The organism is Paraburkholderia sp. EG287B, from assembly GCF_040965595.1.
Classification (GTDB): domain Bacteria; phylum Pseudomonadota; class Gammaproteobacteria; order Burkholderiales; family Burkholderiaceae; genus Paraburkholderia.
Map to the genome: position 1 here is coordinate 176,905 of NZ_JBFRCG010000004.1, position 21,847 is coordinate 198,751.

The window sequence follows — 21,847 nt, forward strand, 5'->3', positions numbered from 1 at the left end:
CGGGTCCGGGCCTGGCGCGCGCCAAACGCGCGCTCACGGCCCGTGGCTCGCCAGGTAGTCGATCCGCTCGACGATGTAGTCGTAGAAGGGGTTCCACGAGAGCCGCGTGAGGAGCCCCGCCCCCACGATCAGCGCCCCGGTTTCGCCGCGTACGGACTGGGCGCCCAGATGGATGCCCAGGTCGTCGTTGGGATCGGGGTTGCGGCCGTACAGCGAATCGGTCACCGGAAACGGCAAGGCCACGTGTGACAGCGAATAGACATCGAGCGGATAGTCGAGCCCCGTGGGTTCGACTTTCGCCGTGGTCTCGCTCGGCGCCGTGCTCTCTTCGACCACGTGCGGCGAGGTGGCCGAGGCGTTGGTCAGCACGGTCAGGCGGTAACGCAGCGGCGGCACGGGCGAGAGACGGCGCAGCGCGTCACGCATCGACGCGCGCAGCAGCGGGCTCCATTGCGCCGTGCGGTTGATGTCGAACAGCACGAGCTCGCTGCCGTTGGCAGGCAGTTGCGCATACAGCGAACTGACGATCGCGCTCGTGCTCACCGTGAAGTCGAGCACGGACTGGAACGTGAGCGTGGGCGGCAGCGCCGCCAGTTTGCCGTTGCGCGCCGCGTCCGCCACTTCCTGCTGGATCTTGCGCGTGACCCGCCACGACTGGCGTGCGCCGTTCACCGGAAACGAGTTGTACTTGAACGGATTGAATTCCGGCACGATGTCGAGCCACGCGGCTTTCGCAAACGCGGGCAGGATCGCAGGCAATGCCGCGAGCCCCGCAAAGCGCGCGAAACGCGTAATGCCGATCATCGGCGAAAGCAGGATCAGGCGGTCCGCTTGCGGCAGGCTCGCGTCGTCCAGCGCCTCGAGCGAGTATTGCAGTGCGAGCGCGCCGCCATTCGAAAACCCCACGATATGCAGCGGCGCAGGCGCCGGCACGAGGCGCCGCGCTTCGCGCACGGCGAGGCGCGCGGCCGCCTCCCAGTCTTCCGCCGTCACTTCGGTCAGCCCCGAGGGCACGGTGCCATGCCCGGGCAAGCGCACCGCCACCACGGCGAAACCATCCTGCTGATACCGCTGCGCGATGTGCCGCAGGCTATAGGGCGAATCGGTCAACCCATGCAGCATCACGGCCACGCCGCGCGGCGCGCCTTGCGGCATGAGCGTGTACGAGCGGTTCCAGTCGGTGCGAAAGTGCCCGGGATAAATCGGGCTGCCCGAGAAATAACGGTTGGCGGGAATGCGTTCGTCCGCCGGCAGCTTGTCGGTCACGTTTTTCTTCACCGCGTCGAACAGGCGGTTCTCGTTGGCGATGTATTCCTCCCACGTCGCATGATCGATTTCGTGCGCGTGCATGTCTTCCGGCACATAGGTGTGCCACAGGCTCAACGGCGCCTTGCGCTGCGCGTCGAAGAAGCGCACGCCGGCAATGCACACGAATGCGATCAGCACGAAGAGGGCAATCCGCTTGATCCAGCGAAGGAGCCACGCTCTCGTCAAGAAATTCGCCATGTCCGGTCAATGCCTCGTGAACGGGCGGCCTTTCCCTCGCGCTAGCGCGGGAAAACCGGCCAGATGAGCGGTACCAGCATTACGGTGATCACGAGCGCCCCGAGGGCAGCCGGCGAGCCCACCATGAAAAACTCCCGGAACCGATAGCCGCCAGCCGTGCTGACGAGCGCATTCACGGGCGTCGAGATCGGCGACATGTAGGCCGCCGACGCGGCAACCGCCGTCGTCATCGCGAACGGATACGGCGACGCATGCAGGTGCGCCGCCATCGCGAGCACCACGGGCGCCATCAGCACCGCCGTCGCCGTGCCGGAAATCACGGTGCCGATCACGAGCGTGAGCAGGAAAACGGCGCCCAGCAAGCCATGCGCGCCCCAGTTGCCGGCCACGCGCAGCACGGCGTCGGCGGCGATGTCGATGCCGCCCGTGCGCTGCAGCGCGATGGAAAACGGCAGCATGCCCACGATCAGCACGAGGCTGCGCCAGTGAATCGCGCGATACGCGCTGTCGAGGCTCACGCAACCGGCCGCGCCCATCAGCAGACAGCCGATCAGGCCCGCGAGCACGTTCGGCACGCGCGGCGTGAGCATCATCGCGATGACGAGCGCCATGATGGCGAGCGCGTGCAGCGCCTTGTGCGGCACCGGCACGTAGGCGTCGCTTTCGACCGGCATGGCGAGACACACGATATCGCGCTCCACCGCCTGCATCGAGAAGATGTCGATCCACGGCCCCACCACCAATAGCGTGTCGCCCACCTTGAGCTGCGTGGCCTGCAGATCCTGCTCGAGCGCGGCGTCGGCGCGGCGCAGGCCGACCACCGTCACGCCGTGCCGGCGCAGCGCCGCGGAACTGCGCGCGACGTTGCCCACGAGCGACGAGTCGGGCGGCACGATGACTTCGGCCATGCCCACGTCGTGCGACTGGTCGGTGAAGTATGCGCCGGACATGCGGCGCGTCGCGAGTGCATAGCGCGCGCAAAACGCCTGCACGTCGAAACTCGCGGACTCCACGTCGAGCAGCAGCACGTCGCCGGGCGCGATGCTGCTGTCCGCGGTCGCGGGCAGCACCGTCGCGCCCATGCGCGTGCGCCGCTCGATCGCGACGACGTGCGCCACGGGGTCGTCGTCGAGCCCGGTGTGGCCGAGCGTCTGCCCCACGAGCGGCGAATCCGCGCCGACCTCCAGGCGAAAGGCGCGCCCTTCGAGCGAATAGCGCGCGACCCAGTCGTTCAGCGACGGGCGCGTAGTCGCCTCCGCGCCGCCCGTGCCGTTCAGAAAACGCCTCGCGAACAGCATCCAGCCGATGCTCGCGGCGAGAACCGGCAGGCCCAGCGGCGTGATGGCGAAGAAACTGAAGGGCCGGTAGCCGCGATAGACGAGCGCGCTGTTGATGACGAGATTCGGCGTCGTGGCGACGAGCGTGAGCATGCCGCTCGTGAGCGCGGCCATGCTGACCGGCATGAGCATGCGCGCGCGCGACACGCCCGACTGGCGGGCAATGCGAATGACGATCGGAATGAAGATCGCGACGACGGCCGTCGAGCTCATGACCGAACCCATGACGCCGACGATGATCATGATCAGCACGACGAGGCGGCGCTCGTTGGAGCCGCCGCGCTCGATCAGGTAGTCGCCCACGCGCTGGGCGACGCCCGTGCGCGCGAGCGCATCGCCGAGCACGAAGAGGGCCGCGATGAGCACGATGTTCGGGTCGGAGAAGCCGGCCAGCGCCTCGTTGACCGTCACGATGCCCGCGAGCGACAGCGCGACGATCATGATGAGCGCCACCGCGTCCGAGCGGGGCCGGCCGATCAGGAACATCGCGATCGCGCAGGCCAGACAGGCAACGGTCATCAAAAGGTCGGTAGACATGATTTCGCTTTGCCTGCTCAACGGGCCTGGGAAACCACTGCTACCGCAAATAGTGCCGGATTTTGAAAACTTACGTTTCAGCGCGGCCTTGGGCCGTCATGCCCGCCCCGCCGCCGTTTTTGATGCAACGTTTGTGAACGTTGAGATCTTCACGCCTCCAGCAGCGAAACGCGGTTGCGTCCCTGGTGCTTGGCGCGGTACATGGCCTGATCGGCCTGGTCGAGCAGCGAGCGCGCCAGCGCTTCGGGACTCGCGGCGCCGGTGTTCGCCTCGCTGTTGAGCCGATACGCCGCCACGCCGATCGACACGCTGAGCGCGATGCGCTCGCCCTCGTCGTCGAGCACGTCGAGCGCCTCGACCGCAATCCGGATGCGCTCCGCAACGGCCAGCGCGTCGGGGAGCTCGCACATCAGCAGCGCGACGAACTCCTCGCCGCCGTAGCGCGACACCGTGTCCCCCACGCGCACCTGCTGCTTCAGGCAAGTGCCGATGGCGCCCAGCGCGAGGTCGCCGGTTGCGTGGCCGTGCGTGTCGTTGATCTGCTTGAAATGATCGATGTCGATGAAGAGGCACGACATGGGTGCCGCGTGCGAACTCGCGCGGCGGATCTCGTGATGGAGGCGCTCGTCGAAATAGCGGCGGTTCGACAGGCCCGTGAGCGGGTCGGTCACGCCGGTCTTGCGCAGATGCTCGCGGTGAGCGACGTTGTCGAGACTCGCCGCCGCAACGCGGCTGAAGCGCGCGAGCAGATCGGTGCCCATGCTGGCGTCGAAGCGCGCGGGGTCATCGCTCGCGAGGCACAGATAGCCGAGCAGCTGGGCGCGGTTCAGAAGCGGCAACACAATCGCGCTGCCGATCGTAGTCCGCGCGTCGAAGAAGGTCTCGCTCACCGCGGGCTCGAGTTCGCTCAGTTCGCTCACCCGGCCAAGCCACGGCTGATTTCCCGCGCACAGGCGTGACAGCGCAAGGCCGCCCTGGAGCCCGGAGCGCAGGTTCGCTTCGAGGTCGGCGCGCCCGCAGTCGGCTTCGAGCAGATCGCGCAGCAGCGGCGTGCGCACGTCGAGCCAGAGGCCGGCGCAAGCCAGCCGGAACACCTCGGGCAGATAGACGAATATCCCTTCGAGAAAGGCGCACCAGTCGTGCGCGCCGATCAGGCGCAGTTCCACGTCCTGGAACGACTTCGACGCGCGCTCGTTCCGCTGGACGGTTTCGATAAGCGCAGCAAGATCCAGTGCAGGCTGAGTCCCGGGATGTGTCACGATGCATCGAGAATATTCCGAAGCCTGCTATTACGGCAGCTTGGGGACAGACTTGAGCGTCGAACGACGACACCCGCGCGTCGGCGGCCTGTTCCAGCGGGGTCGGGGCAAAAGAAAAGACCGCTGTCCGTGAGGGCAGCGGTCTTGCTTATGGTCACAGGCTGCTGTTATTTCGCTGCCGGCGACCTTACGCTCGGCCTCGCCAGCGAATTGTTGTCAGGGCCGCCGGGGGCCGGCGCCGCGCTGTTGTCCATGCTAGTCGGCGAAGCGGCGCTCATGCCGCTGTCCGAGCCCGTGGCGCCTGGCGTGCCGTAGCCGCTCGTTGCATTGGTATTGGCTGCGGCAGCCGGCGACGTAACGCCTGGGGTTGCCAGTGTGTTGTTGCTCTGTGCATACGCACCGGCGGACAGCGTGAGCGCGGCAACGGCCGCGATCAATGTGCTGGTTGTCTTGCTCATGACTTGCTCCTCCTTTGATTGGACTGGAATTCCGGCACAAACGACCCGCGATATTTCTCATTGGGCGGTCGTTATATGCGGCTCACGACGATCAAAATCGCGTAACTGTTCGCAGGCTTGCATGTAAAGCAAACCACTGCCAGTTGATATCAAGTTTAGGAAAGCAATCGCGGATAATTAAGCGCATTGTGCGCAACGATTTATTTCACTTTTTGGCAATTACCCGTAATGGCGTAATGGGTTTCGCGGCCTCGAATCCGGGCGCTGCGGGGTTCGATATACGGTTCGGCGATTTGACCTGGCATTTCCAAAAACCTCTTTTTTGGCACCTTGGTGGAAATCCAGCTCAACGATTTACACCGCTTTTTCCGCGACTACGTTTCACATCGATATTCGGGAATATCGGTCGCCTTCAATGCGGCACACATAATCGGTCTGCGCGATTTTCGTTGCATGCGCATCGAGGTCATCATTCATTTCCGCGCTGGCATGCAGCCCGCAGCGCGCCGGCAAAAACCGTACGAAGCGCGAGCGAGACCACCGAGGCCACCGAGGCCACCGAGCGAGGCCAAAAATTTTCACGTCGTGCGAGCGATCTCCTTGCCAATTCCCGAGCATGCAGCTCGCCGCGCAGCGTTGCGCAGCTCATCGGCGCGCTGCTGGGTGCATGGCTCGCGCACGCCATGTTCGACCTGCCGATCGTCGAGCTATCGAGCAAGGTGCGCACCGGTAGCGGGCAATGGATCGCCGAGGCCGTGGCGACCGCAGGTTTGCTCCTCGTGATCCTGCGCGCGCCGGGCGAACGCGCCGCGATCATGGTGGCCGCGTACATCGGCGCCGCCTGCTGGTTCACGGCATCGACATCGTTTGCGAACCCGGCCGCAGCGTTCGGACGCATGTTCGGCGACACCTTTGCTGGCATTGCGCCATCGAGCGTACCGGCCTTCGTCATTGCCCAACTGATAGGCGCTGCGACAGGTCTCGCGCTGCATACGGCCTTCGAACCGCGCAAGCAGCGAGCTGGCCACCCGAATCTGGTTGAGTCGTCCGGCGGACACGGCGACATTCGCTAATGCGCGCAAGCTGATGAGCCGCCGCTTCGCGAGATGAAGGCAACGGCAGGCGCGGCCTTCAGGATGATCCCGGAGACCTGTCTCCGGGCTTTAGCGCATGCGCCCGGCCGGGCGCAAGGCCATAGTGAGAGGATGATCAGGACTCGTTCGGACGGATCGTCAGCGCGTTCTTGACCGACGTTACGCCTTGCACGCCCGTGGCGACTTCGGTGGCGTGTTCGATCTGCGACTGCTCCGGCACCGAGCCCTGCAGGACGATGGCGCCGTCACGCGCGCGCACGGTGATCTTCGCAACGTCGATCTTCTTGTCCTTGGCGAGAGCGGTGCGGACCTTGCGGCTGAGCGCGCGATTAGCGGCCTTGGCCTGCTTCGATTGCGCCTTCGACGGGGCTGCCTGTTGCTCGGCTGCGGCAGTCGCGCCGCTAGCCGCGTCGCCCTGCGCATAGGCGTGCAAAGACGCGGCCACGAGAGCCGTCGCCGCGGCCAGCTTGAATACCTGAATAGCCTTCATGGAATTTCTCCTGTTGTCACAGTCTTGTTGTGGGCCCACGAACGGGCCAATGCACTACACCGTCCACGACTAAGCATTCGCGCGCCAGAAATGGCGCTCGACGCGATGCCGCATTTTTCGGCGACATCGCATCCAATCGCGCGAGCGCGCGGCAAATTATAAGAATGCAAGGTTCGGCGCAGGGCGGGGAAAATGCGGCTGCATCATTAGCTTGATATCGATCCCGTCATAGAGTAGACGCAGCGTTCGTGACCATGGGCTCGTGGTCACATTGCCCGTGCAGCCAATTGCATCCATCGGCTATCGAGCGATTTTGATGCGCTTGTTCGCGGCTGGGAGAGAAATGGAGCGCGCAATCGGTCGCGCGTGGGCGGCAAAATTCTGCCAGGCGTCGCATTATTACGACGCCGTTCTGCCGTGGGATCAGCGCGATGACCGGCTTCCTCTTGCGTCGCGCGGCGCATCTGCGTTCACGAACCTGTTCCCTCGCGTTCGAGCCATGAACGGAACAACGCGACCCGTTTATCGTCGGACTTCTCGTCTGCAACGTAAGTGCAATAGCTGCGCGACGGCAGACGTGGACCTGCGAACGGCGCCACGAGCCGGCCGGCGGCGAGATCGTCGGCGACCAGCGCAGTGGGTCCCATCGCGATGCCGATACCGTCGATGGCGGCCTGCAAGGTCAGGAAGAAGTGGTCGAAGGTCAAAGCGGCGGCCGGCCGCAGGTCGGGAATCTGCGCGCTCGCCAGCCAGTCGGGCCAAAGCCGCGGAAGACTCGAAGTGTGCAGCAACGTGTATTCTCGCAGGTCGCGAGGCGCGCGCAGCGGTACGCGCTTGATAAGCGTAGGACTGCAGACCGGCAGCCGCTCCTCGGACAAGAACGGCCGCATGGAATAGCCGTAGAAGGTGTCCGGGCCACCCCGGATGACGACGTCATCGTCGTCCTTCAGACTCTCCAGCGGCGCGTTCGACGTCTCGACCTTGACGTCGATGTCGGGATGCCCGGCGCGGAATGTCGCCAGCCTCGGCACCAGCCAGCGCAACGTGAACGTCGCGGGCGCATTCACGGTCAGGGTTCGCGAGACCGTTTGCGGCGCGCCGTATCGCGCTGTTGCCTGCGAGAGCTGTTCGAACAACGGGCCGATTTCCGCCAGATAGCTTTTCGCCGCCGGCGTCAGCGCCACGCGGCGGTTGTGCCGCTCGAAGAGCGACGCGCCAAGCCACTCCTCCAGCAAGCGCACGTGCTGGCTCACTGCGCCGGGCGTCACGTGCAGTTCCGCGGCGGCGTCCTTGAAGCTGCCGAGCCGGCCCGCGGCCTCGAAGGCTCGCAGGGCATTGAGTGGGGGCAACACCGGTTTCATTCGAGAGAGTTTATCTAACACGAAAGGGGAATTTATCTGGTTTGCTGCGCCGCCACAAGATAGATATCCTTCTTGTTAGACCATTCTTGCAACCCTGCCCGCACCCTCATGCTCAGCTATACCGGCGGTATCGTGCTGTTCGCCGCGCTCCTCCACGCGAGCTGGAACGCGATGCTCCACGGCAACCGCGACCGGTTTTTCTCCATGGCGTGGATGAGCATCGCCATCGGCGTGGTCGCCACGCTGGTCGTCCTGTCCATGCCCTCGCCGGCCCGCGCTTCTTGGCCTTACATCGTCGCGTCGGGGCTCGTGCATGTCTTCTACAACGTGAGTCTCGTGCAGTCGTACCGCCGCAACGACCTGGCGCTGGCATACCCGATCGCACGTGGCTCGTCGCCGCTGCTCGTCACGCTCGGCGCGGCGCTGTTCGCGCATGAAGCGATCAGCCCGTTGCACGCTCTCGGGATCGTGATGATTTCGGGCGGCATCATCGCGATCGCGCTGCAGGGGCGTCACGTGTCGCGCGCGGGTGCGCTGGCCGCGCTGACGACCGGGGCAACGATCGCGCTCTATACCGTGATCGACGGCATCGGCGTGCGCCTGTCCGATGGCCAGCCGCTCAGCTACACCGCGTGGATGTTCCTGTCCTATTGGGCGATGCCGCTGTTGTTCGTCGCGCGGCGCGGGTCCGCCGCGCTATGGACGCCGCTGCGCGCCGAGCCTCTGTCGATCGCCTCGTCGCTGGCCGGCGGCCTCGTGTCGATCGGGGCGTATGGCATCGTGATCTGGGCGCTGCAGTCGGGCGCGATGGGCGCAATATCAGCGTTGCGCGAGACCAGCGTGGTGTTCGCGGTGCTGATCGGGCGGATGTTTCTGCGGGAGGCGGTGAGTGGACCGCGCTGGCTCGCCTGCGTGGTCGTCGCGGCCGGAGCGGTGTGTCTCGGGCTCTGAGATGATTTCACGCACGCCGTTTGCTACCCGTGCAGCATCACGCAGCTGAGCACGCAACTTGAGTTCGAAGGAGCGCCCCATGCTTAACCATATCGAAACCGAACTGCTCGACATCGCCTATGACGAACAGGGCGACGCGAACGGATGGCCGGTCGTCCTGCTGCACGGCTTTCCCTATGACATCCACGCATACGACGAAGTCGCGCCACGCCTGGTTTCAGAGGGCGCCCGCGTCATCGTTCCCTACCTGCGGGGATACGGCCCAACGCGCTTCCTTTCGCCCACGACGCCTCGCTCGGGCCAGCCGGCAGCGCTTGGCGCGGACCTGCTGGCGCTGCTCGACGCCCTGCAGATCGACCGCGCCATCCTCGGCGGATACGACTGGGGCGGCCGCGCGGCGTGCATCGTGGCGGCGCTGTACCCGTCGAGAGCCAAGGGTCTGGTATCGGTCAACGGCTACAACATCCAGGATATCGCCGCTGCCGCACAGCCGGCCGACCCCGAAAAGGAACATCGCATGTGGTACCAGTACTACCTGCACGGCGAGCGCGGCCGGGCTGGATTGACCGAAAAACGGCGCGCGTTCTGCCGTCTCCTGTGGTCGCTCTGGTCGCCGACCTGGCGCTTCGACGACGACCTCTACGCGCGCACGGCAGCGTCGTTCGACAATCCCGATTTCGTCGACGTGGTGGTCCATTCCTACCGCCACCGTTTCGGGCTGGTCGAAGGCGATCCCCGCTTCGACGACATCGAGCATCGCCTCGCCGCCACGCCGCCGATCACCGTGCCGACGATCACGCTCGACGGAGACGCCGACGGCGTCCAGCCGCCCGGGGCACGAGAGACCAGTTCGAAGCGCTTCAGCGGACGCCATGAGAACCGCATCGTGCCGAATGCAGGCCATAACCTTCCGCAGGAGGCGCCAGCAACGTTCGCCGCAGCGGTTCTCGACATCAACGCGTGGGCCGGTTGACGCCGCGCTTTATCCGCAGGGGAGAAACCAACGACATGGTGGGCGATACGAACCAACGGGCAGGCCAGTGCCATTGCGGCGCAGTGCGTTTCGTCGTGACGCTCAGCGACGGCCTCAACTCGATCCGCCGCTGCAATTGCTCTTACTGCCGCATGCGAGGCGCGGTCATCGTCGCGGCCGAAATGGGCGGGATCGCATTCCTGCAGGGCGAGGAGGTGCTGACGAGCTACCGCTTCAACACCGGAGCGGCGCAGCACTTCTTCTGTTCTCGCTGCGGAATCGCCACCCATCTTCAACGGCGTTCCAACCCGAACCGATATGGCGTAAACGTGGCTTGCCTCGACGGCGTCAGCCCGTTCGATTTCGCCGAGGTCCCGGTGATGGACGGCGTGAATCATCCGAACGACACCGGCGGCACGGCGCGCCTTGCGGGCACCGTGCGTTTCATCGCGGCTGAATGAGGCCTGAGGCCCATTCGCTCGCTCAATTGAAGGCTCAAAAAAAACCGCCGCGCTCTCGCGCGGCGGCCTTCGCCAGACGCTGGCAGGCGTGAGGAAAATCAGCCGAGCCCGCCCATCATCAGGTACTTCGTTTCGAGGTACTCGTCGAGCCCGTACTTCGAGCCTTCGCGCCCGAGCCCCGACTCCTTCACGCCGCCAAACGGCGCGACCTCAGTCGAGATGATGCCCTCGTTGATGCCGACCATGCCGCTTTCCAGCGCGCTCGCCACGCGCCACACGCGGCCAATGTCGCGTGCGTAGAAGTAGGCGGACAGACCGAAGTCAGTATCGTTCGCCGCCTGGATCACTTCCTCCTCGGTCTCGAAGCGGAACACCGCGGCAACGGGGCCGAACGTCTCCTCGTGCGCGAGCATCATGCCGCCGTGCGCGCCCGTGATGACCGTGGGCTCGTAAAACGTGCCGCCCAGCGCATGCGGGTGGCCGCCGCACGCAATGGCGCCGCCCTTCTCGAGCGCATCGCTCACATGCGCCTCGACCTTGCGCAACGCCGCGCCGTTGATGAGCGGCCCTTGCGTGGCGCCCGGCTCCATGCCGCCCGCCACGCGCAGCGCGCGCACGGCCGCAACCAGCTTCTCGACGAAGGCGTCGTGCACGCCGGCCTGCACGTAGAAGCGGTTCACGCAGACGCAGGTCTGCCCCGTGTTGCGGAATTTCGAGGCTATCGCGCCTTCCACGGCGGCATCGAGATCGGCGTCGTCGAACACGATGAAGGGCGCGTTGCCGCCCAGCTCGAGCGACACCTTCTTCACCGTATCGGCGGCAGCACGCATCAGCAGCTTGCCCACACGCGTCGAACCCGTGAACGAGATCTTGCGCACGGCCTTCGACGCCATCAGCGTGTCGCCGATCGCCGGGGCGTCGCCCGAAACGACGTTGAACACACCGCGCGGAATGCCCGCCTCGACCGCCAGCTCGGCGAGCGCGAGCGCCGAAAGCGGCGTCTCTTCCGAAGGCTTGAGCACCATCGTGCAACCCGCCGCGAGCGCCGGGCCGGCCTTGCGCGTGACCATGGCGAGCGGGAAATTCCACGGCGTGATCGCGCCGACCACGCCCACGGGCTCCTTCGTCACGACAATGCGCGCGCCCTTCTTCGGCGCGGGAATCACGTCGCCATAGGCGCGTCGCGCTTCCTCGGCGAACCACGTGAGAAAGCTCGCCGCGTACGCCACTTCGCCCAGCGCTTCCGCATAGGGCTTGCCCTGCTCGGCCGTCATGATGCGCGCGAGGTCTTCGCGATGCGCATGCATCAGCTCGCCCCAGCGGCGCACCTTCGCGCTGCGCTCCGCAGCCGTGGCGTCGCGCCATGCGGGAAACGCGTGCGAGGCCGCCGCCACGGCCTGCAGCGCTTCGCGCGCGCCGGCACGGGCCACCTGCGCGAGCGGCGCTCCGGTGGCCGGGTCGATGATCGGATAGGTCGCTTCGCTCGCCACCCATTCGCCGTCGATGGAGCTCGATGTGCGCCACAGGCGCGCTTCCTTCAGTCCGTCAATCGTCAAGCCCGTCATGCTGCGATCTCCAGGCGGCGCGCCGCGCGCGGCACGCGCGGAATGCGCGCGCTCACGTAATCGTTGATCACGTCGCACGGCGTGTAGTTGCGCTCGAGTTCGTACAGCTCGTCTGCGGTGAGTTGCGTGTCGAGCGCCGCGAGCGCGCTTTCGAACTGCGCGACGGTGTCCGCGCCCACGAGCATCGACGAGATGCCCGCACGCCCCAGCACCCAGGCCTGCGCGATCTGCGCGCTCGACACGCCGCGCGCCGCCGCGACTTCCGCCACCGAACGCGCGATATCGCGCGAAGCTTCATCGTCGTACATCTGCACGGTGAAGAAGTCGGTCTGGTTGCGCACCGACTTCGCGTCGCCGGAAAGGAGGCCGCGAGCGAGCGGACTGAACACCGATACGCCCACGCCCTGATCCTGGCAGAACGGAATCATCTCGCGCTCTTCCTCGCGATACGCACAGTTCAGCTGCAGCTGCATATTGATCGGGCGTGCGAAGTGATAGCGCTCGCACGCCTGCAGAATCTTGGCGAACTGCCACGTGAACATCGTCGACACGCCGATATAGCGCGCCTTGCCCGCGCGCACGATGTCGTTGAGCGCGTCCATGGTTTCTTCGACCGGCGTGTTCACGTCGAAGTAGTGCAGCATGTAAACGTCGACGTAATCGGTTTGCAGCCGGCGCAGCGAGCCGTCGATGCTTTCCATGATGTGCTTGCGCGAGTGGCCCTGGTTGTTCGCGCCGTTGCCGATCGGATAACCGACCTTGGTCGTGAGCACGAGTTCGTCGCGCTTCGCGAGCCGCCGCACGATGCGCCCCACCACTTCCTCGCCCACGCCGGTCGAATAGAAGTCCGCGAGGTCGATGAAGTTCACGCCCGCTTCGAGCGCGCGGCGCACGATCGGCTCGCTCTGCTCTTCGTTGTAGATCCACGGCTTCCATTCGGGCGTGCCCATGTTCATCGTGCCGAGGCACAGGCGCGACACCTTCAGGCCGGAGCGGCCGAGTTGCACGTATTGCATCGTAGTCACCTGTAACGATTGGCGCGGCTCAAGCCGCTTTGGCCTTCGGCGTGTAGAACGGATTGCTGATCTGATCCTTGATCTTCGCAATGTCGTCGAGTTTCGGCAGGCCGTTCATCGCGGCGCGAATGGCCGTCTTGCAGGCCACGTAATTGTTCTCGTACACGGCGTCGAGGTCGTCGCACGACCAGTTCACCCAGTTCGCCGTGACGATGCACCACTCGTTCTCCGCTTGCGGCGGCAGCGTGCCGTCGAGCATCGCTTCCGTCACCGCCTTCGCGATGGCCGCCTGCGAGGCGCCCCACGTGGCGTTGCCGTGCAGGTCGCCGCGAATGTCGGCCTTGTTCACGTAGAGCGTGGCGGGCTTGACCGGCACGTTGGGCTGCGCCACCACCATGAACGGCACGTGCCCTTGCGAAGGCGACGACAGGCTGTTCGTAAACGCCTGCCCCACCGGGCCATTGCGCGGGCCGATCATGATGTTGATGTGGGCAGCGTTTACGCCTGGTCCAGCGAAACCTTCGCCGATATAGACTTGCAGGTCTTTCATGTTTGACTCCGTCTCCTGTGTACATGAGTTCGAATTTGGCCAGACGCATTCCAGCACACGCCGCAAGCGCCCAAAAGCTATGAAATCTCATGGGGGCATGACGCGCAGTCATCGCTCTCGCATGCATCATTCGCGTGATGAAAGTGGCATGAGATCAGGTAATGCATCGATGACTATTCGTTGCTTCGCAACCCGAAATGCCACGGCTAGACTCTGGTCGGACTGATTCGAAAAGCACGGCTGCCCGTGCATATAAAACTGGAGACGACATGAGACGTATCACGCTGGCAGGCGTGCGTATTGCCGCCGCCCTCGCGCTGACCGGCGCGGCCACGAGCAGCTTTGCAGCCCCCGGCTGGTGCCAGGCGGGCAAAACCGTGAAGCTCGCGCAAATCACCTGGGAAAGCGGCGCGCTGATGACCGAAATGGTGCGCACGGTGCTGGAGAAGGGTTACGGCTGCAAGACCGAAGTCGTGCCCGGCGCCACGGCCGCCACCGAAACGGCGCTCACGAAGAACGACCTGCAGGTGTGGGCCGAGCACTGGACGGGCCGCAGCCCCATCGTCGCGCGCGGCTTGAAGGACGGCAGCGTGAAGCTCGTGGGCGAGCTGATTCCCGGCGGCGACAAGGAAGGCTGGTACGTCCCCGACTACGTGATCAACGGCGACGCGAAGCGCGGCATCAAACCCATGGCGCCGCAACTGCGCTCCGTCGCGCAACTTCCGCAGTACAAATCCCTCTTCACGGACGACGAAGAACCCGGCAAGGGTCGCTTCTACAACTGCCCCGCCGGCTGGGATTGCGAGCGCTTCAACAACCGCCTGCTGACGGCCTACAAGCTCGGCGACGACTACACGAACTTCCGCCCCGGCACCGGCGGCGCGCTAGACGCGGCGATCGCCTCGGCCTACGAGCGCGGCAAGCCCATTCTGTTCTACTACTGGCAGCCCGCCGGCCTGATGGCGAAGTACCACTTCGTGCAACTCGAGGGCGCGCCGTATTCCGACGCCTGCTGGGACACCATCGCCGATCCGAAGGGCGCGCCGTGCGCCTCCGCATTCAAGGTCTCGCATCTGAAGGTCGCGGTCTCCACACCGTTCTACGACGCCGAGCCCGACGCCGTCGCGTTCTTCGGCAAGGTGAGCCTGCCGCTCACGCTCGACGAACAACTGGTCCAGCAGATGCACGACAAGAAACTCGACGCCTCCACGGTCGCGCGCACGTTCTTCGAGCAGCATCCGGAAATCTGGAAGCAATGGGTCACGCCGGAAGTCGCGGCGCGCGTGCAGGCCGGCCTGCGCACGTAAGCAACGACACTGGCCGCACGACGGTCCGCATCACATGACACACGCAGAATGAGGCTCACCATGGGATCTCCCTTTCTTCACCTCTCGATCGCCGACTGGGTCAACGATCAGGTCGCCGCGTTCGTGCAGCGCTACGGCGACGCGTTCCACAACTTCAGCGTGCTGATGCTGCGCGACCTGCTCGTGCCGCTCGAAAGCCTGCTGCGCGCCACGCCGCCCGTCGTCGTGCTGGCCGCCGTGGGCCTGCTCGGCTGGCATGCCTCGCGGCGAATCGGCGTGGCGCTGCTGTTCGTCGTGCTGCTCTGGCTGATCGGCTGCTTCGGGCTGTGGGACAAGCTCATGCAGACCTTCGCGCTGATGGTCGTCGCCACGCTCATCTCGGTCGTGCTCGGCGTGCCGCTCGGCATCCTCGCGGCCTCGAGCAGCGGGTTGCGCCGCGTGCTGCTGCCGGTGCTCGACATCATGCAGACGCTGCCCAGCTTCGTGTACCTGATTCCGGTGCTGATGCTGTTCGGCCTCGGCAAGGTGCCCGCCATTCTCGCCACGGTCGTCTATGCGCTGCCGCCGCTCATTCGTCTGACCGATCTCGGCATCCGCCACGTGGATGCGGAAATCGTCGAAGCCGCGCGCGCGTTCGGCACCACGCGCACGCAATTGCTGTTTGGCGTGCAGTTGCCGCTCGCACGGCCGAGCATCATGGCCGGTATCAACCAGACCACGATGATGGCGCTTTCCATGGTCGTGATCGCCTCGATGATCGGCTCGCGCGGTCTTGGCGAAGACGTGCTCGCGGGCATTCAGACGCTCGACGTGGGCAAGGGCACGCAGGCGGGCGTCGCCATCGTGATTCTCGCGATCGTGATCGACCGCATCAGCCAGAGTTACGGGCAGGGCCGGCGCACGCGCGGCCTCGCGCGTAAATCGAAGCAACCCTCGCGCATTCCGTTTCGCCGCGTTCGCGAACAGGAGAGCGAAAGCGCCGGCGCGACCGGCAGCAGCGACCTGACGAGCCAGCCGGCCAAGTAACGAACGCGCAGGCAAAAGCGCCGGCACAATGGCGGAAATCTGGCCGGCGCGTCCCGCATACGCAATGAGCATGGAATGAGGTAACGATCATGAGCGGCATCGAAGTCAAGAACGTCTACAAGATCTTCGGCACGCGCGAAGCCAGCCAGCGCGCGCTCGCGCTGCTGCGCGGCGGCGCGGGCAAGGCCGAGGTCCTCGAGAAGACGCGCTGCAACGTAGGCCTGAACGACGTAAGCCTGTCGATCGGCTCGGGCCAGATCTTCGTCATCATGGGCCTGTCGGGCTCGGGCAAATCCACGCTGGTACGCCACTTCAACCGGCTCATCGAGCCGACCGTGGGCGAGATCCTGATCGACGGCAAGGACGTGCTCAAGCTCTCCGACAACGGCCTGCGCGATCTGCGCCGTTACGGCGTGAGCATGGTGTTCCAGAGCTTCGGACTCCTGCCTCACCAGACGGTGCTCAACAATGCCGCGTACGCCCTCGCTACGCGCGGCGAAAAGAAAGCGGCGGCGCACGCGAGCGCGCGCGAATGGCTCGGCAAGGTGGGCCTCGCGGGTTATGCGGACCACTATCCCGACGAGCTTTCGGGCGGCATGCGCCAGCGCGTCGGCCTCGCCCGTGCGCTCGCCGCGAACACCGACGTGCTGCTGATGGACGAAGCGTTCTCGGCGCTCGATCCGCTCATCCGCACCGAAATGCAGGACCAGCTGCTCGAACTCCAGGCCACGCTCAAGAAGACCATCGTGTTCATCACGCACGACCTCGACGAGGCGCTGCGCATCGGCAACCAGATCGCGATCCTGCGCGACGGCCGCCTGATCCAGTGCGGCTCGCCCGACGACATCCTGCACCGCCCCGCCGACGACTACGTGCGGCGCTTCGTCGAGCGCCGCGCCGGTACGACGCACTAAGCCGCCGTAGATGCGGGCGCTCATCGGCCTGCTGGGCGGCTATACGATCCTCGTTTGCGGGAACAGCCTCCTCACGACGCTGATCTCGCTGCGCATGCTGCACGGCGAGCGCACCGCGCTCGACGTCGGCCTCGTGCAATCGTGCTATTACGTCGGCTTCATCATCGGCGCGCTGGGGCTCGGCCCGATCGTCGGGCGCATCGGGCCGCAGCGTGCCTTCATCGGCTTTGGCGCGCTCGCCGCACTCGCGGCGCTCGGCTATCTCTCCTTCGATTCCCCCGACATTTGGGCCGTGCTGCGGCTCATCACCGGCTTCAGCATGGTCGGCGTGTTCACCTCGATCGAGAGCGGCGTGAACGGCGCCGTGCCGAACGAACGGCGCGGGCGGGCATTCGCGTTTTATCTCGTGCTCACGTATCTCGGCGTGAGCGCGGGGCAGTTCCTGCTGGGCGTGGGCGCGCCCGGCGGCATTTTCGAGCATGCGCTCGTGAACGGGTTGTTCGTGACCGCGCTCATCCCGGTGGCGTTGATCGGCGAGTGGCAGTCGGCCGGAGCCGCGCCGCCCGCGCCGGTGGCCACGGCGCCGGCTTCCGCGCTCGCCACGCCGAAGCGCCCCACGCTGCTGCTCGACGGCCTGCGCGAACTGCACCGCGTCGCGCCGCGCAGCGTGCCGGCCTGCGTCGGCGCGGGGCTGCTTTCCAGCGCGTTCTACGCGCTCACGCCGGTGTATCTCGCGCGCATCGGTTATCCGGCCAGCGGGATTTCGCGCGCCATGGGCGTCGTGCTGATCGGTGCCCTGCTTTCGCAATGGCCCGTGGGGCGGCTCTCCGACCGGCTCGGGCGGCGCGCCACCCTCGGCCTGATCTCGCTCGTCTCCGCGGGCGCGGCCGCGGCGCTCGCCGTCCTGCGCGCGCCGGTTCTCGTCGACACGATCCTGTTTCTCTACGTGGCGCTCACCTTCACGCTCTACGGCGTGATCGTCTCCGACGTGAACGACCGTGTCGATCAGGCGCGACGCGTGCAGACGAGCGCGACGCTGCTGCTCGTCTTCTCGCTCGGCGGCGCGGCCGGTCCCACCGTCGCTTCGCTGTTCATGCGTCTTCTCGGGGCGGGCGGGCTCTATGTGTTCGCGCTCGTCGTCACGCTCGCGCTCGCGGCGCTGTCACGCGCGCGGGGCGTCTGAATGGCGGCGCGGCCCGGTATACTGCGTCGTTTGCAGGAGGCGTCGTTTCGAGGCGCCCGGAGCGAGGAGACGACCTTGAAGCGAAAGATGCCGGCGCTGAACGCCCTGAAGGCGTTCGAGGCGGCAGGCACGAGCGGCAGCTTCACCCGCGCCGCCGAACAGCTGAACGTGACGCAGAGCGCGGTGAGCCGCCAGGTGCGCCAGCTCGAAGAACAGCTTGGCGAGGCGCTGCTCGAGCGCCATCATCACCGGCTCGAACTGACCGAAGCCGGGCGTGCGTTGCTGCGCACGCTCCAGCAGTCGTTCGACCGCATCGAAGTGACGGTGCGCACGATCCAGCAGAAGAGCGACCTCAACCGCCTGCGCGTGAACGCGCCGCCCACCTTCGCGAGCCGCTGGCTCGTGCCGCGCCTCACGCGCCTGCAGGCGCGCCATCCCGAGCTCGAACTGAGCCTCACCACGCATCTGCAGGACAGTCTGGCCGATTCGACGGCGCTGGACTGCGCGATCCGCTTCGGCGATGGCGAATGGGAAGGCCTCGACAGCTCGCTGCTGATGCACGAATCGCACATCGCCGTGTGCGCGCCCGCGCTGCTCGCGCACGGCCCAATCGACCTCACGCAGCAGACCTTGCTGCATGTGCTCGCGGGCGACAATCAGCGCTACCTCACCTGGCGGCACTGGCTCGACGCGGCGCGCATCGAGGACGTGGACACGTCGGGCGGCTACGAATTCGACCTGCTCGACCATGCGATCCGCGCGGCCATCGAAGGGCTCGGCGTGACGATGGCCGACCGCCACATGATCGAACACGAACTGGCCCAGGGGCTGCTCGCGCCCGTGCGCGACATCCACGTGGACGGCCGCCAGTCCTACTGGTTCGTGGTGCGGCCCGAACAGAAGGCTTCGAAGCCGCTCCGGCTTTTCCGGCAATGGCTTCAGGACGAAGTGGCGGCCATGCGCTGACGGCCCTGCTCGATGGCCTTTGCGGCGATGGCGTGATCGACGTCTTCAAGAATCATGTCCGCGCCCTTTTCCGCGATCATCATGGTCGGCGCGTTGGTGTTGCCCGACGTGATGTTCGGGAAGATCGATGCATCCACCACACGCAAGCCTTCGATGCCATGCACGCGCAGGCGTGCGTCCACCACTGACGTGCGCGGGTCCGGCCCCATCGCGCAACTACCGCACAGGTGATAGATCGAACCGCTTTGCTCGCGGAAGAACTTGAGCATGCTCGCGTCGTCGGTCACTTCGCCCGCGGGCGTCACCTCGGCTTCGGTGATGCCCTGCAACGCGCGCGCCGTCATCAGCTTGCGCACGAGGCGGCTGCCCGCAATCGCCTCGTCGCGGTCCTTCTGCGTCGAGAGGTAGTTGCCGCGAATTTTGGGCGCGTCTTCCACGTTCGCCGAAGCGATCTCGACCGAGCCACGGCTCGTGGGCCGGCAAGGATTGAAGCAGACCAGAAAGCCCGAGTACGGCTCCGGCGTGAGCTGCGCCCGGTTCGATCTGGGAATCCGGTACGAAAGCGGATTGAAGTACACCTGCATGTTCGGGTGCGCCTCATCCTGGCTCGTGCGGAAGAAGCCGCCCGACTGGTTCACGCTCATCGAGAACGGCCCCTTGCGCTGCAACACGTATTGCAGCCCGAACTTCAGCTTGCCCATCCAGCTGCCGAATGAATCGTTGAGCGTTTTTACACGCGAGCGATAGTAGAAGCTCACGCACAGATGGTCCTGCAGGTTCTGCCCTACCGCGGGCAGCTCGTGCACCATGTCGATGCCGTGCTTCGCGAGCAGCTCGCGCGGGCCCACGCCCGAAAGCTGCAACAGCTTGGGCGAATCGACCGCGCCGGCCGCGACGATGACTTCGCGATTTGCACGAAACGTGCGCTTCACGCCTTGCTGCACGATCTCCACGCCGATGACGCGTTTTTTAGCCTCGTCGAACAGCACACGCGTGGCGCGCGCATGACGCTCGATCTTCAGGTTCGAGCGCTGCCCCGCGCGATGCAGATAGGCCACGCTGCTCGAATCGCGCTTGCCGTCGCGCGTATTCACATCGTAGATGCCCACGCCTTCGAGCCGTGCGCCGTTGAAGTCGTCGTTGCGCTCGTAGCCGAGCTGCGTGCAGCCTTCGACGAAGGTGCGGCAAATCGGATGCGCGCCTTCCTTCATCGGCGTGATGCGCACCGGGCCGTTCGCGCCGTGCCAGGGCGTGTCGCCGAGCGGATGCGATTCGAGCTTGCGGAAGTACGGCAGCACTTCCTGGTAAGACCAGCCCGCATTGCCCGCCGCGGCCCAGTCGTCGTAGTCGCGCGCGGCGCCGCGCACGTAGATCATGGCGTTGATCGCGCCCGAGCCGCCCTGCACCTTGCCGCGCGGCGCGTAGATCTGCCGGCCGGCAAGCTCCGGCTCCGGCTCGCTGTAATACATCCAGTTGTATTGCTTGTTGTAGTACAGCTTGGCGAACCCGATCGGGATCTTGAACCAGAACGAATCGTCGGGTCCGCCCGCTTCGAGCAGCAGCACCGAATGACGCCCGGAAGCGGAGAGCCGTTCCGCGAGAATGCAGCCCGCCGATCCGGCGCCGGCGATGATGTAGTCGTAGTTCATCTGAGTGCTCCGGCAGATCAGCCGCGTGCGGGCGAGGTATCGCGCACGTCGGCGGGCTGGCTCGCCATCTGCAGATGCAGACGCTTGCCCGTATAAGGCGAGTGCGCGCGCACGACGTCCATGTCGAGTTCGACGCCCAGACCCGGCGCCTTCGAGGGAATGATGTAGCCGTCTTCCCACTGGATCGGCTGCTTGAGCACTTGCGCGTGGAAACCGTCCCACGTGCCGATGCTTTCCTGAATCAGGAAGTTCGGCGTGCAGGCCGCGAACTGAATGCTGGCCGCCGCGCCGATGGGCCCGTTGTAGAGATGCGGCGCGATCTGCGCGTAGTGCACTTCGGCGAGCGTCGCGATCTTCTTCGCTTCGAGCAGGCCGCCCACGCGCGCGACGTTCAGCTGCAGGATCGACGCACCGCCCGCCTGCAACAGCTTGTGGAATTCATATTTGGTGGTGAGGCGCTCGCCCGTGGCAATGGGAATCGACGTGTGCTTCGCGACATTGGCGATGGCCTCTTCCTGGCCCGGCGGCACCGGCTCTTCGAACCACAGCGGGTCGTATTTTTCGAGCCGCTTCGCCAGCCGGATGGCCGAAGAAGGCACCATCTGGCCATGCGTGCCGAACAGCAGATCGGCCTTGCTTCCCACCGCTTCACGCACCTTGCGGCAGAACGTTTCGCAACGGTCGAGCACTTCGAGCGAAAGCTGATGTCCCGAATAGGCCGTGTACGGACCCGCCGGATCGAACTTGATCGCGGTGAAACCGCGCTTCACGTTCTCGGCCGCACATTCGGCGGCGAGATCGGGGTCGTCGTAATCGTATTCGCCCTGCGCATTCTTCGGGTACAGGTAGGTGTACGAACGCAGCCGCTCGTTCACCATGCCCCCGAGCAGTTCGTACACGGGCTTGTCCGCCGCCTTGCCGATGATGTCCCAGCATGCCATTTCGAGGCCGCTCACGATACCCATCATCGTGAGATCGGGGCGCTGCGTGAAGCCGCTCGAATAGCCCTCGCGGAACAGCCGCTCAACGCGGTGCGGATCGTGATCCAGCAGATAGCGCGTGAAGACGTCTTCGATCGCGCTCACCATCACGTCGGGATGGAACGTGGCCGCGTAGATTTCGCCCACGCCTTCGATGCCGCAATCGGTTTTCAGCGTAACGAAGATCCAGTACATGCCGCCGAGGTGCGGAGGAGGCACCGCGACGACGTTCGTTTCAATTGCAACGACTTTCATGGTTCAGGC

At 65.5% G+C, this 21,847-nt stretch carries 20 protein-coding genes; 9 read left to right on the top strand and 11 right to left on the bottom strand.

The window, feature by feature from the left end; all coding sequences use genetic code 11:
- Positions 1–33: 33 nt before the first annotated feature.
- From AB4Y40_RS08360 to AB4Y40_RS08375, 4 genes are all read right to left on the bottom strand, one after another.
- Positions 34–1,506, bottom strand: coding sequence for an alpha/beta hydrolase (locus AB4Y40_RS08360; protein WP_368687274.1), 1,473 nt, complete (start codon positions 1,504–1,506; stop codon positions 34–36).
- Positions 1,507–1,547: 41 nt separating this feature from the next.
- The gene (locus AB4Y40_RS08365; RefSeq protein WP_368687275.1) at positions 1,548–3,380 is read right to left on the bottom strand and encodes an SLC13 family permease; all 1,833 of its coding nucleotides are present in this window, start codon (positions 3,378–3,380) and stop codon (positions 1,548–1,550) included.
- A 149-nt stretch (positions 3,381–3,529) separates the two neighbouring features.
- Positions 3,530–4,639: a DUF484 family protein gene (locus AB4Y40_RS08370; RefSeq protein WP_368687276.1), complete on the bottom strand. Its 1,110-nt coding sequence runs from the start codon at positions 4,637–4,639 to the stop codon at positions 3,530–3,532.
- A 167-nt stretch (positions 4,640–4,806) separates the two neighbouring features.
- Positions 4,807–5,097, bottom strand: coding sequence for a hypothetical protein (locus AB4Y40_RS08375; RefSeq protein ID WP_368687277.1), 291 nt, complete (start codon positions 5,095–5,097; stop codon positions 4,807–4,809).
- A gap of 188 nt (positions 5,098–5,285) precedes the next feature.
- Here AB4Y40_RS08375 and AB4Y40_RS08380 point away from each other — a divergent pair, with 188 nt between their 5' ends.
- A complete protein-coding gene (locus AB4Y40_RS08380; RefSeq protein ID WP_368687278.1) occupies positions 5,286–6,170 on the top strand; it encodes a hypothetical protein in 885 nt (294 codons plus the stop codon).
- A gap of 136 nt (positions 6,171–6,306) precedes the next feature.
- Here AB4Y40_RS08380 and AB4Y40_RS08385 read toward each other — a convergent pair whose 3' ends face one another.
- Positions 6,307–6,681 carry a BON domain-containing protein gene (locus AB4Y40_RS08385; RefSeq protein WP_368687279.1) on the bottom strand — a complete coding sequence of 125 codons (375 nt, stop codon included), beginning with the start codon at positions 6,679–6,681 and terminating at the stop codon, positions 6,307–6,309.
- Between the two features lie 470 nt (positions 6,682–7,151).
- Positions 7,152–8,042, bottom strand: coding sequence for a transcriptional regulator GcvA (gene gcvA / locus AB4Y40_RS08390; RefSeq protein ID WP_368687280.1), 891 nt, complete (start codon positions 8,040–8,042; stop codon positions 7,152–7,154).
- A gap of 108 nt (positions 8,043–8,150) precedes the next feature.
- Between gcvA and AB4Y40_RS08395 the strand changes: the two genes are divergently transcribed.
- From AB4Y40_RS08395 to AB4Y40_RS08405, 3 genes are all read left to right on the top strand, one after another.
- Positions 8,151–8,993 carry an EamA family transporter gene (locus tag AB4Y40_RS08395; protein ID WP_368687281.1) on the top strand — a complete coding sequence of 281 codons (843 nt, stop codon included), beginning with the start codon at positions 8,151–8,153 and terminating at the stop codon, positions 8,991–8,993.
- Positions 8,994–9,072: 79 nt separating this feature from the next.
- Positions 9,073–9,966, top strand: a complete 894-nt coding sequence (locus AB4Y40_RS08400; protein WP_368687282.1) for an alpha/beta fold hydrolase — start codon at positions 9,073–9,075, stop codon at positions 9,964–9,966.
- Positions 9,954–10,427 carry a GFA family protein gene (locus tag AB4Y40_RS08405; protein ID WP_368687283.1) on the top strand — a complete coding sequence of 158 codons (474 nt, stop codon included), beginning with the start codon at positions 9,954–9,956 and terminating at the stop codon, positions 10,425–10,427. The genes AB4Y40_RS08400 and AB4Y40_RS08405 overlap by 13 nt, the downstream gene beginning before the upstream one ends.
- A gap of 98 nt (positions 10,428–10,525) precedes the next feature.
- Here the strand turns inward: AB4Y40_RS08405 and AB4Y40_RS08410 are convergent, their stop codons facing one another.
- From AB4Y40_RS08410 to fae, 3 genes are read right to left on the bottom strand one after another with little or no spacing between them, the layout of a single operon-like run.
- Positions 10,526–11,992 (bottom strand): NAD-dependent succinate-semialdehyde dehydrogenase, encoded by a 1,467-nt coding sequence (locus tag AB4Y40_RS08410; RefSeq protein ID WP_368687284.1) that lies wholly within the window; start codon positions 11,990–11,992, stop codon positions 10,526–10,528.
- Positions 11,989–13,008 carry an aldo/keto reductase gene (locus tag AB4Y40_RS08415; RefSeq protein ID WP_368687285.1) on the bottom strand — a complete coding sequence of 340 codons (1,020 nt, stop codon included), beginning with the start codon at positions 13,006–13,008 and terminating at the stop codon, positions 11,989–11,991. Before AB4Y40_RS08415 ends, AB4Y40_RS08410 begins: the two co-directional genes overlap by 4 nt.
- 28 nt (positions 13,009–13,036) lie before the next feature.
- The gene (fae, locus tag AB4Y40_RS08420) at positions 13,037–13,558 is read right to left on the bottom strand and encodes a formaldehyde-activating enzyme (protein WP_158761135.1); all 522 of its coding nucleotides are present in this window, start codon (positions 13,556–13,558) and stop codon (positions 13,037–13,039) included.
- 269 nt (positions 13,559–13,827) lie between these two features.
- Here fae and AB4Y40_RS08425 point away from each other — a divergent pair, with 269 nt between their 5' ends.
- The 5 genes from AB4Y40_RS08425 to AB4Y40_RS08445 all read left to right on the top strand — a co-directional run bounded on the left by AB4Y40_RS08425 (position 13,828) and on the right by AB4Y40_RS08445 (position 18,954).
- The gene (locus AB4Y40_RS08425) at positions 13,828–14,865 is read left to right on the top strand and encodes an ABC transporter substrate-binding protein (protein ID WP_368687286.1); all 1,038 of its coding nucleotides are present in this window, start codon (positions 13,828–13,830) and stop codon (positions 14,863–14,865) included.
- 60 nt (positions 14,866–14,925) lie between these two features.
- Positions 14,926–15,891: an ABC transporter permease gene (locus tag AB4Y40_RS08430; protein WP_368687287.1), complete on the top strand. Its 966-nt coding sequence runs from the start codon at positions 14,926–14,928 to the stop codon at positions 15,889–15,891.
- Positions 15,892–15,980: 89 nt separating this feature from the next.
- Entirely contained in the window at positions 15,981–16,805 is an 825-nt protein-coding gene (locus tag AB4Y40_RS08435; protein ID WP_368687288.1) for a glycine betaine/L-proline ABC transporter ATP-binding protein, read from the top strand.
- A gap of 10 nt (positions 16,806–16,815) precedes the next feature.
- A complete protein-coding gene (locus AB4Y40_RS08440; protein WP_368687289.1) occupies positions 16,816–17,988 on the top strand; it encodes an MFS transporter in 1,173 nt (390 codons plus the stop codon).
- Between the two features lie 87 nt (positions 17,989–18,075).
- Positions 18,076–18,954, top strand: a complete 879-nt coding sequence (locus AB4Y40_RS08445) for a LysR substrate-binding domain-containing protein (RefSeq protein ID WP_368687479.1) — start codon at positions 18,076–18,078, stop codon at positions 18,952–18,954.
- On the opposite strand, the gene AB4Y40_RS08450 is transcribed toward AB4Y40_RS08445, so the two are convergent.
- Both AB4Y40_RS08450 and AB4Y40_RS08455 read right to left on the bottom strand, forming a co-directional pair.
- Positions 18,927–20,603 carry a GMC family oxidoreductase gene (locus AB4Y40_RS08450; RefSeq protein ID WP_368687290.1) on the bottom strand — a complete coding sequence of 559 codons (1,677 nt, stop codon included), beginning with the start codon at positions 20,601–20,603 and terminating at the stop codon, positions 18,927–18,929. The genes AB4Y40_RS08445 and AB4Y40_RS08450 overlap by 28 nt on opposite strands.
- 17 nt (positions 20,604–20,620) lie before the next feature.
- On the bottom strand, positions 20,621–21,838 hold the full coding sequence (locus tag AB4Y40_RS08455; protein WP_368687291.1) for a mandelate racemase/muconate lactonizing enzyme family protein: 1,218 nt from the start codon (positions 21,836–21,838) through the stop codon (positions 20,621–20,623).
- Positions 21,839–21,847 lie beyond the last annotated feature (9 nt).

What these genes read in the sequence shown, in the direction of transcription:
- AB4Y40_RS08450 (WP_368687290.1), bottom strand. Translation starts at nt 20,603, where the DNA reads ATGAACTACGACTACATCATCGCCGGCGCCGGATCGGCGGGCTGCATT.
- AB4Y40_RS08415 (WP_368687285.1), bottom strand. Translation starts at nt 13,008, where the DNA reads ATGCAATACGTGCAACTCGGCCGCTCCGGCCTGAAGGTGTCGCGCCTG.
- fae (WP_158761135.1), bottom strand. Translation starts at nt 13,558, where the DNA reads ATGAAAGACCTGCAAGTCTATATCGGCGAAGGTTTCGCTGGACCAGGC.
- AB4Y40_RS08375 (WP_368687277.1), bottom strand. Translation starts at nt 5,097, where the DNA reads ATGAGCAAGACAACCAGCACATTGATCGCGGCCGTTGCCGCGCTCACG.
- AB4Y40_RS08440 (WP_368687289.1), top strand. Translation starts at nt 16,816, where the DNA reads ATGCGGGCGCTCATCGGCCTGCTGGGCGGCTATACGATCCTCGTTTGC.
- AB4Y40_RS08400 (WP_368687282.1), top strand. Translation starts at nt 9,073, where the DNA reads ATGCTTAACCATATCGAAACCGAACTGCTCGACATCGCCTATGACGAA.
- AB4Y40_RS08435 (WP_368687288.1), top strand. Translation starts at nt 15,981, where the DNA reads ATGAGCGGCATCGAAGTCAAGAACGTCTACAAGATCTTCGGCACGCGC.
- AB4Y40_RS08430 (WP_368687287.1), top strand. Translation starts at nt 14,926, where the DNA reads ATGGGATCTCCCTTTCTTCACCTCTCGATCGCCGACTGGGTCAACGAT.
- AB4Y40_RS08395 (WP_368687281.1), top strand. Translation starts at nt 8,151, where the DNA reads ATGCTCAGCTATACCGGCGGTATCGTGCTGTTCGCCGCGCTCCTCCAC.
- gcvA (WP_368687280.1), bottom strand. Translation starts at nt 8,042, where the DNA reads ATGAAACCGGTGTTGCCCCCACTCAATGCCCTGCGAGCCTTCGAGGCC.
- AB4Y40_RS08425 (WP_368687286.1), top strand. Translation starts at nt 13,828, where the DNA reads ATGAGACGTATCACGCTGGCAGGCGTGCGTATTGCCGCCGCCCTCGCG.
- AB4Y40_RS08455 (WP_368687291.1), bottom strand. Translation starts at nt 21,838, where the DNA reads ATGAAAGTCGTTGCAATTGAAACGAACGTCGTCGCGGTGCCTCCTCCG.
- AB4Y40_RS08360 (WP_368687274.1), bottom strand. Translation starts at nt 1,506, where the DNA reads ATGGCGAATTTCTTGACGAGAGCGTGGCTCCTTCGCTGGATCAAGCGG.
- AB4Y40_RS08385 (WP_368687279.1), bottom strand. Translation starts at nt 6,681, where the DNA reads ATGAAGGCTATTCAGGTATTCAAGCTGGCCGCGGCGACGGCTCTCGTG.
- AB4Y40_RS08410 (WP_368687284.1), bottom strand. Translation starts at nt 11,992, where the DNA reads ATGACGGGCTTGACGATTGACGGACTGAAGGAAGCGCGCCTGTGGCGC.
- AB4Y40_RS08365 (WP_368687275.1), bottom strand. Translation starts at nt 3,380, where the DNA reads ATGTCTACCGACCTTTTGATGACCGTTGCCTGTCTGGCCTGCGCGATC.
- AB4Y40_RS08445 (WP_368687479.1), top strand. Translation starts at nt 18,076, where the DNA reads ATGCCGGCGCTGAACGCCCTGAAGGCGTTCGAGGCGGCAGGCACGAGC.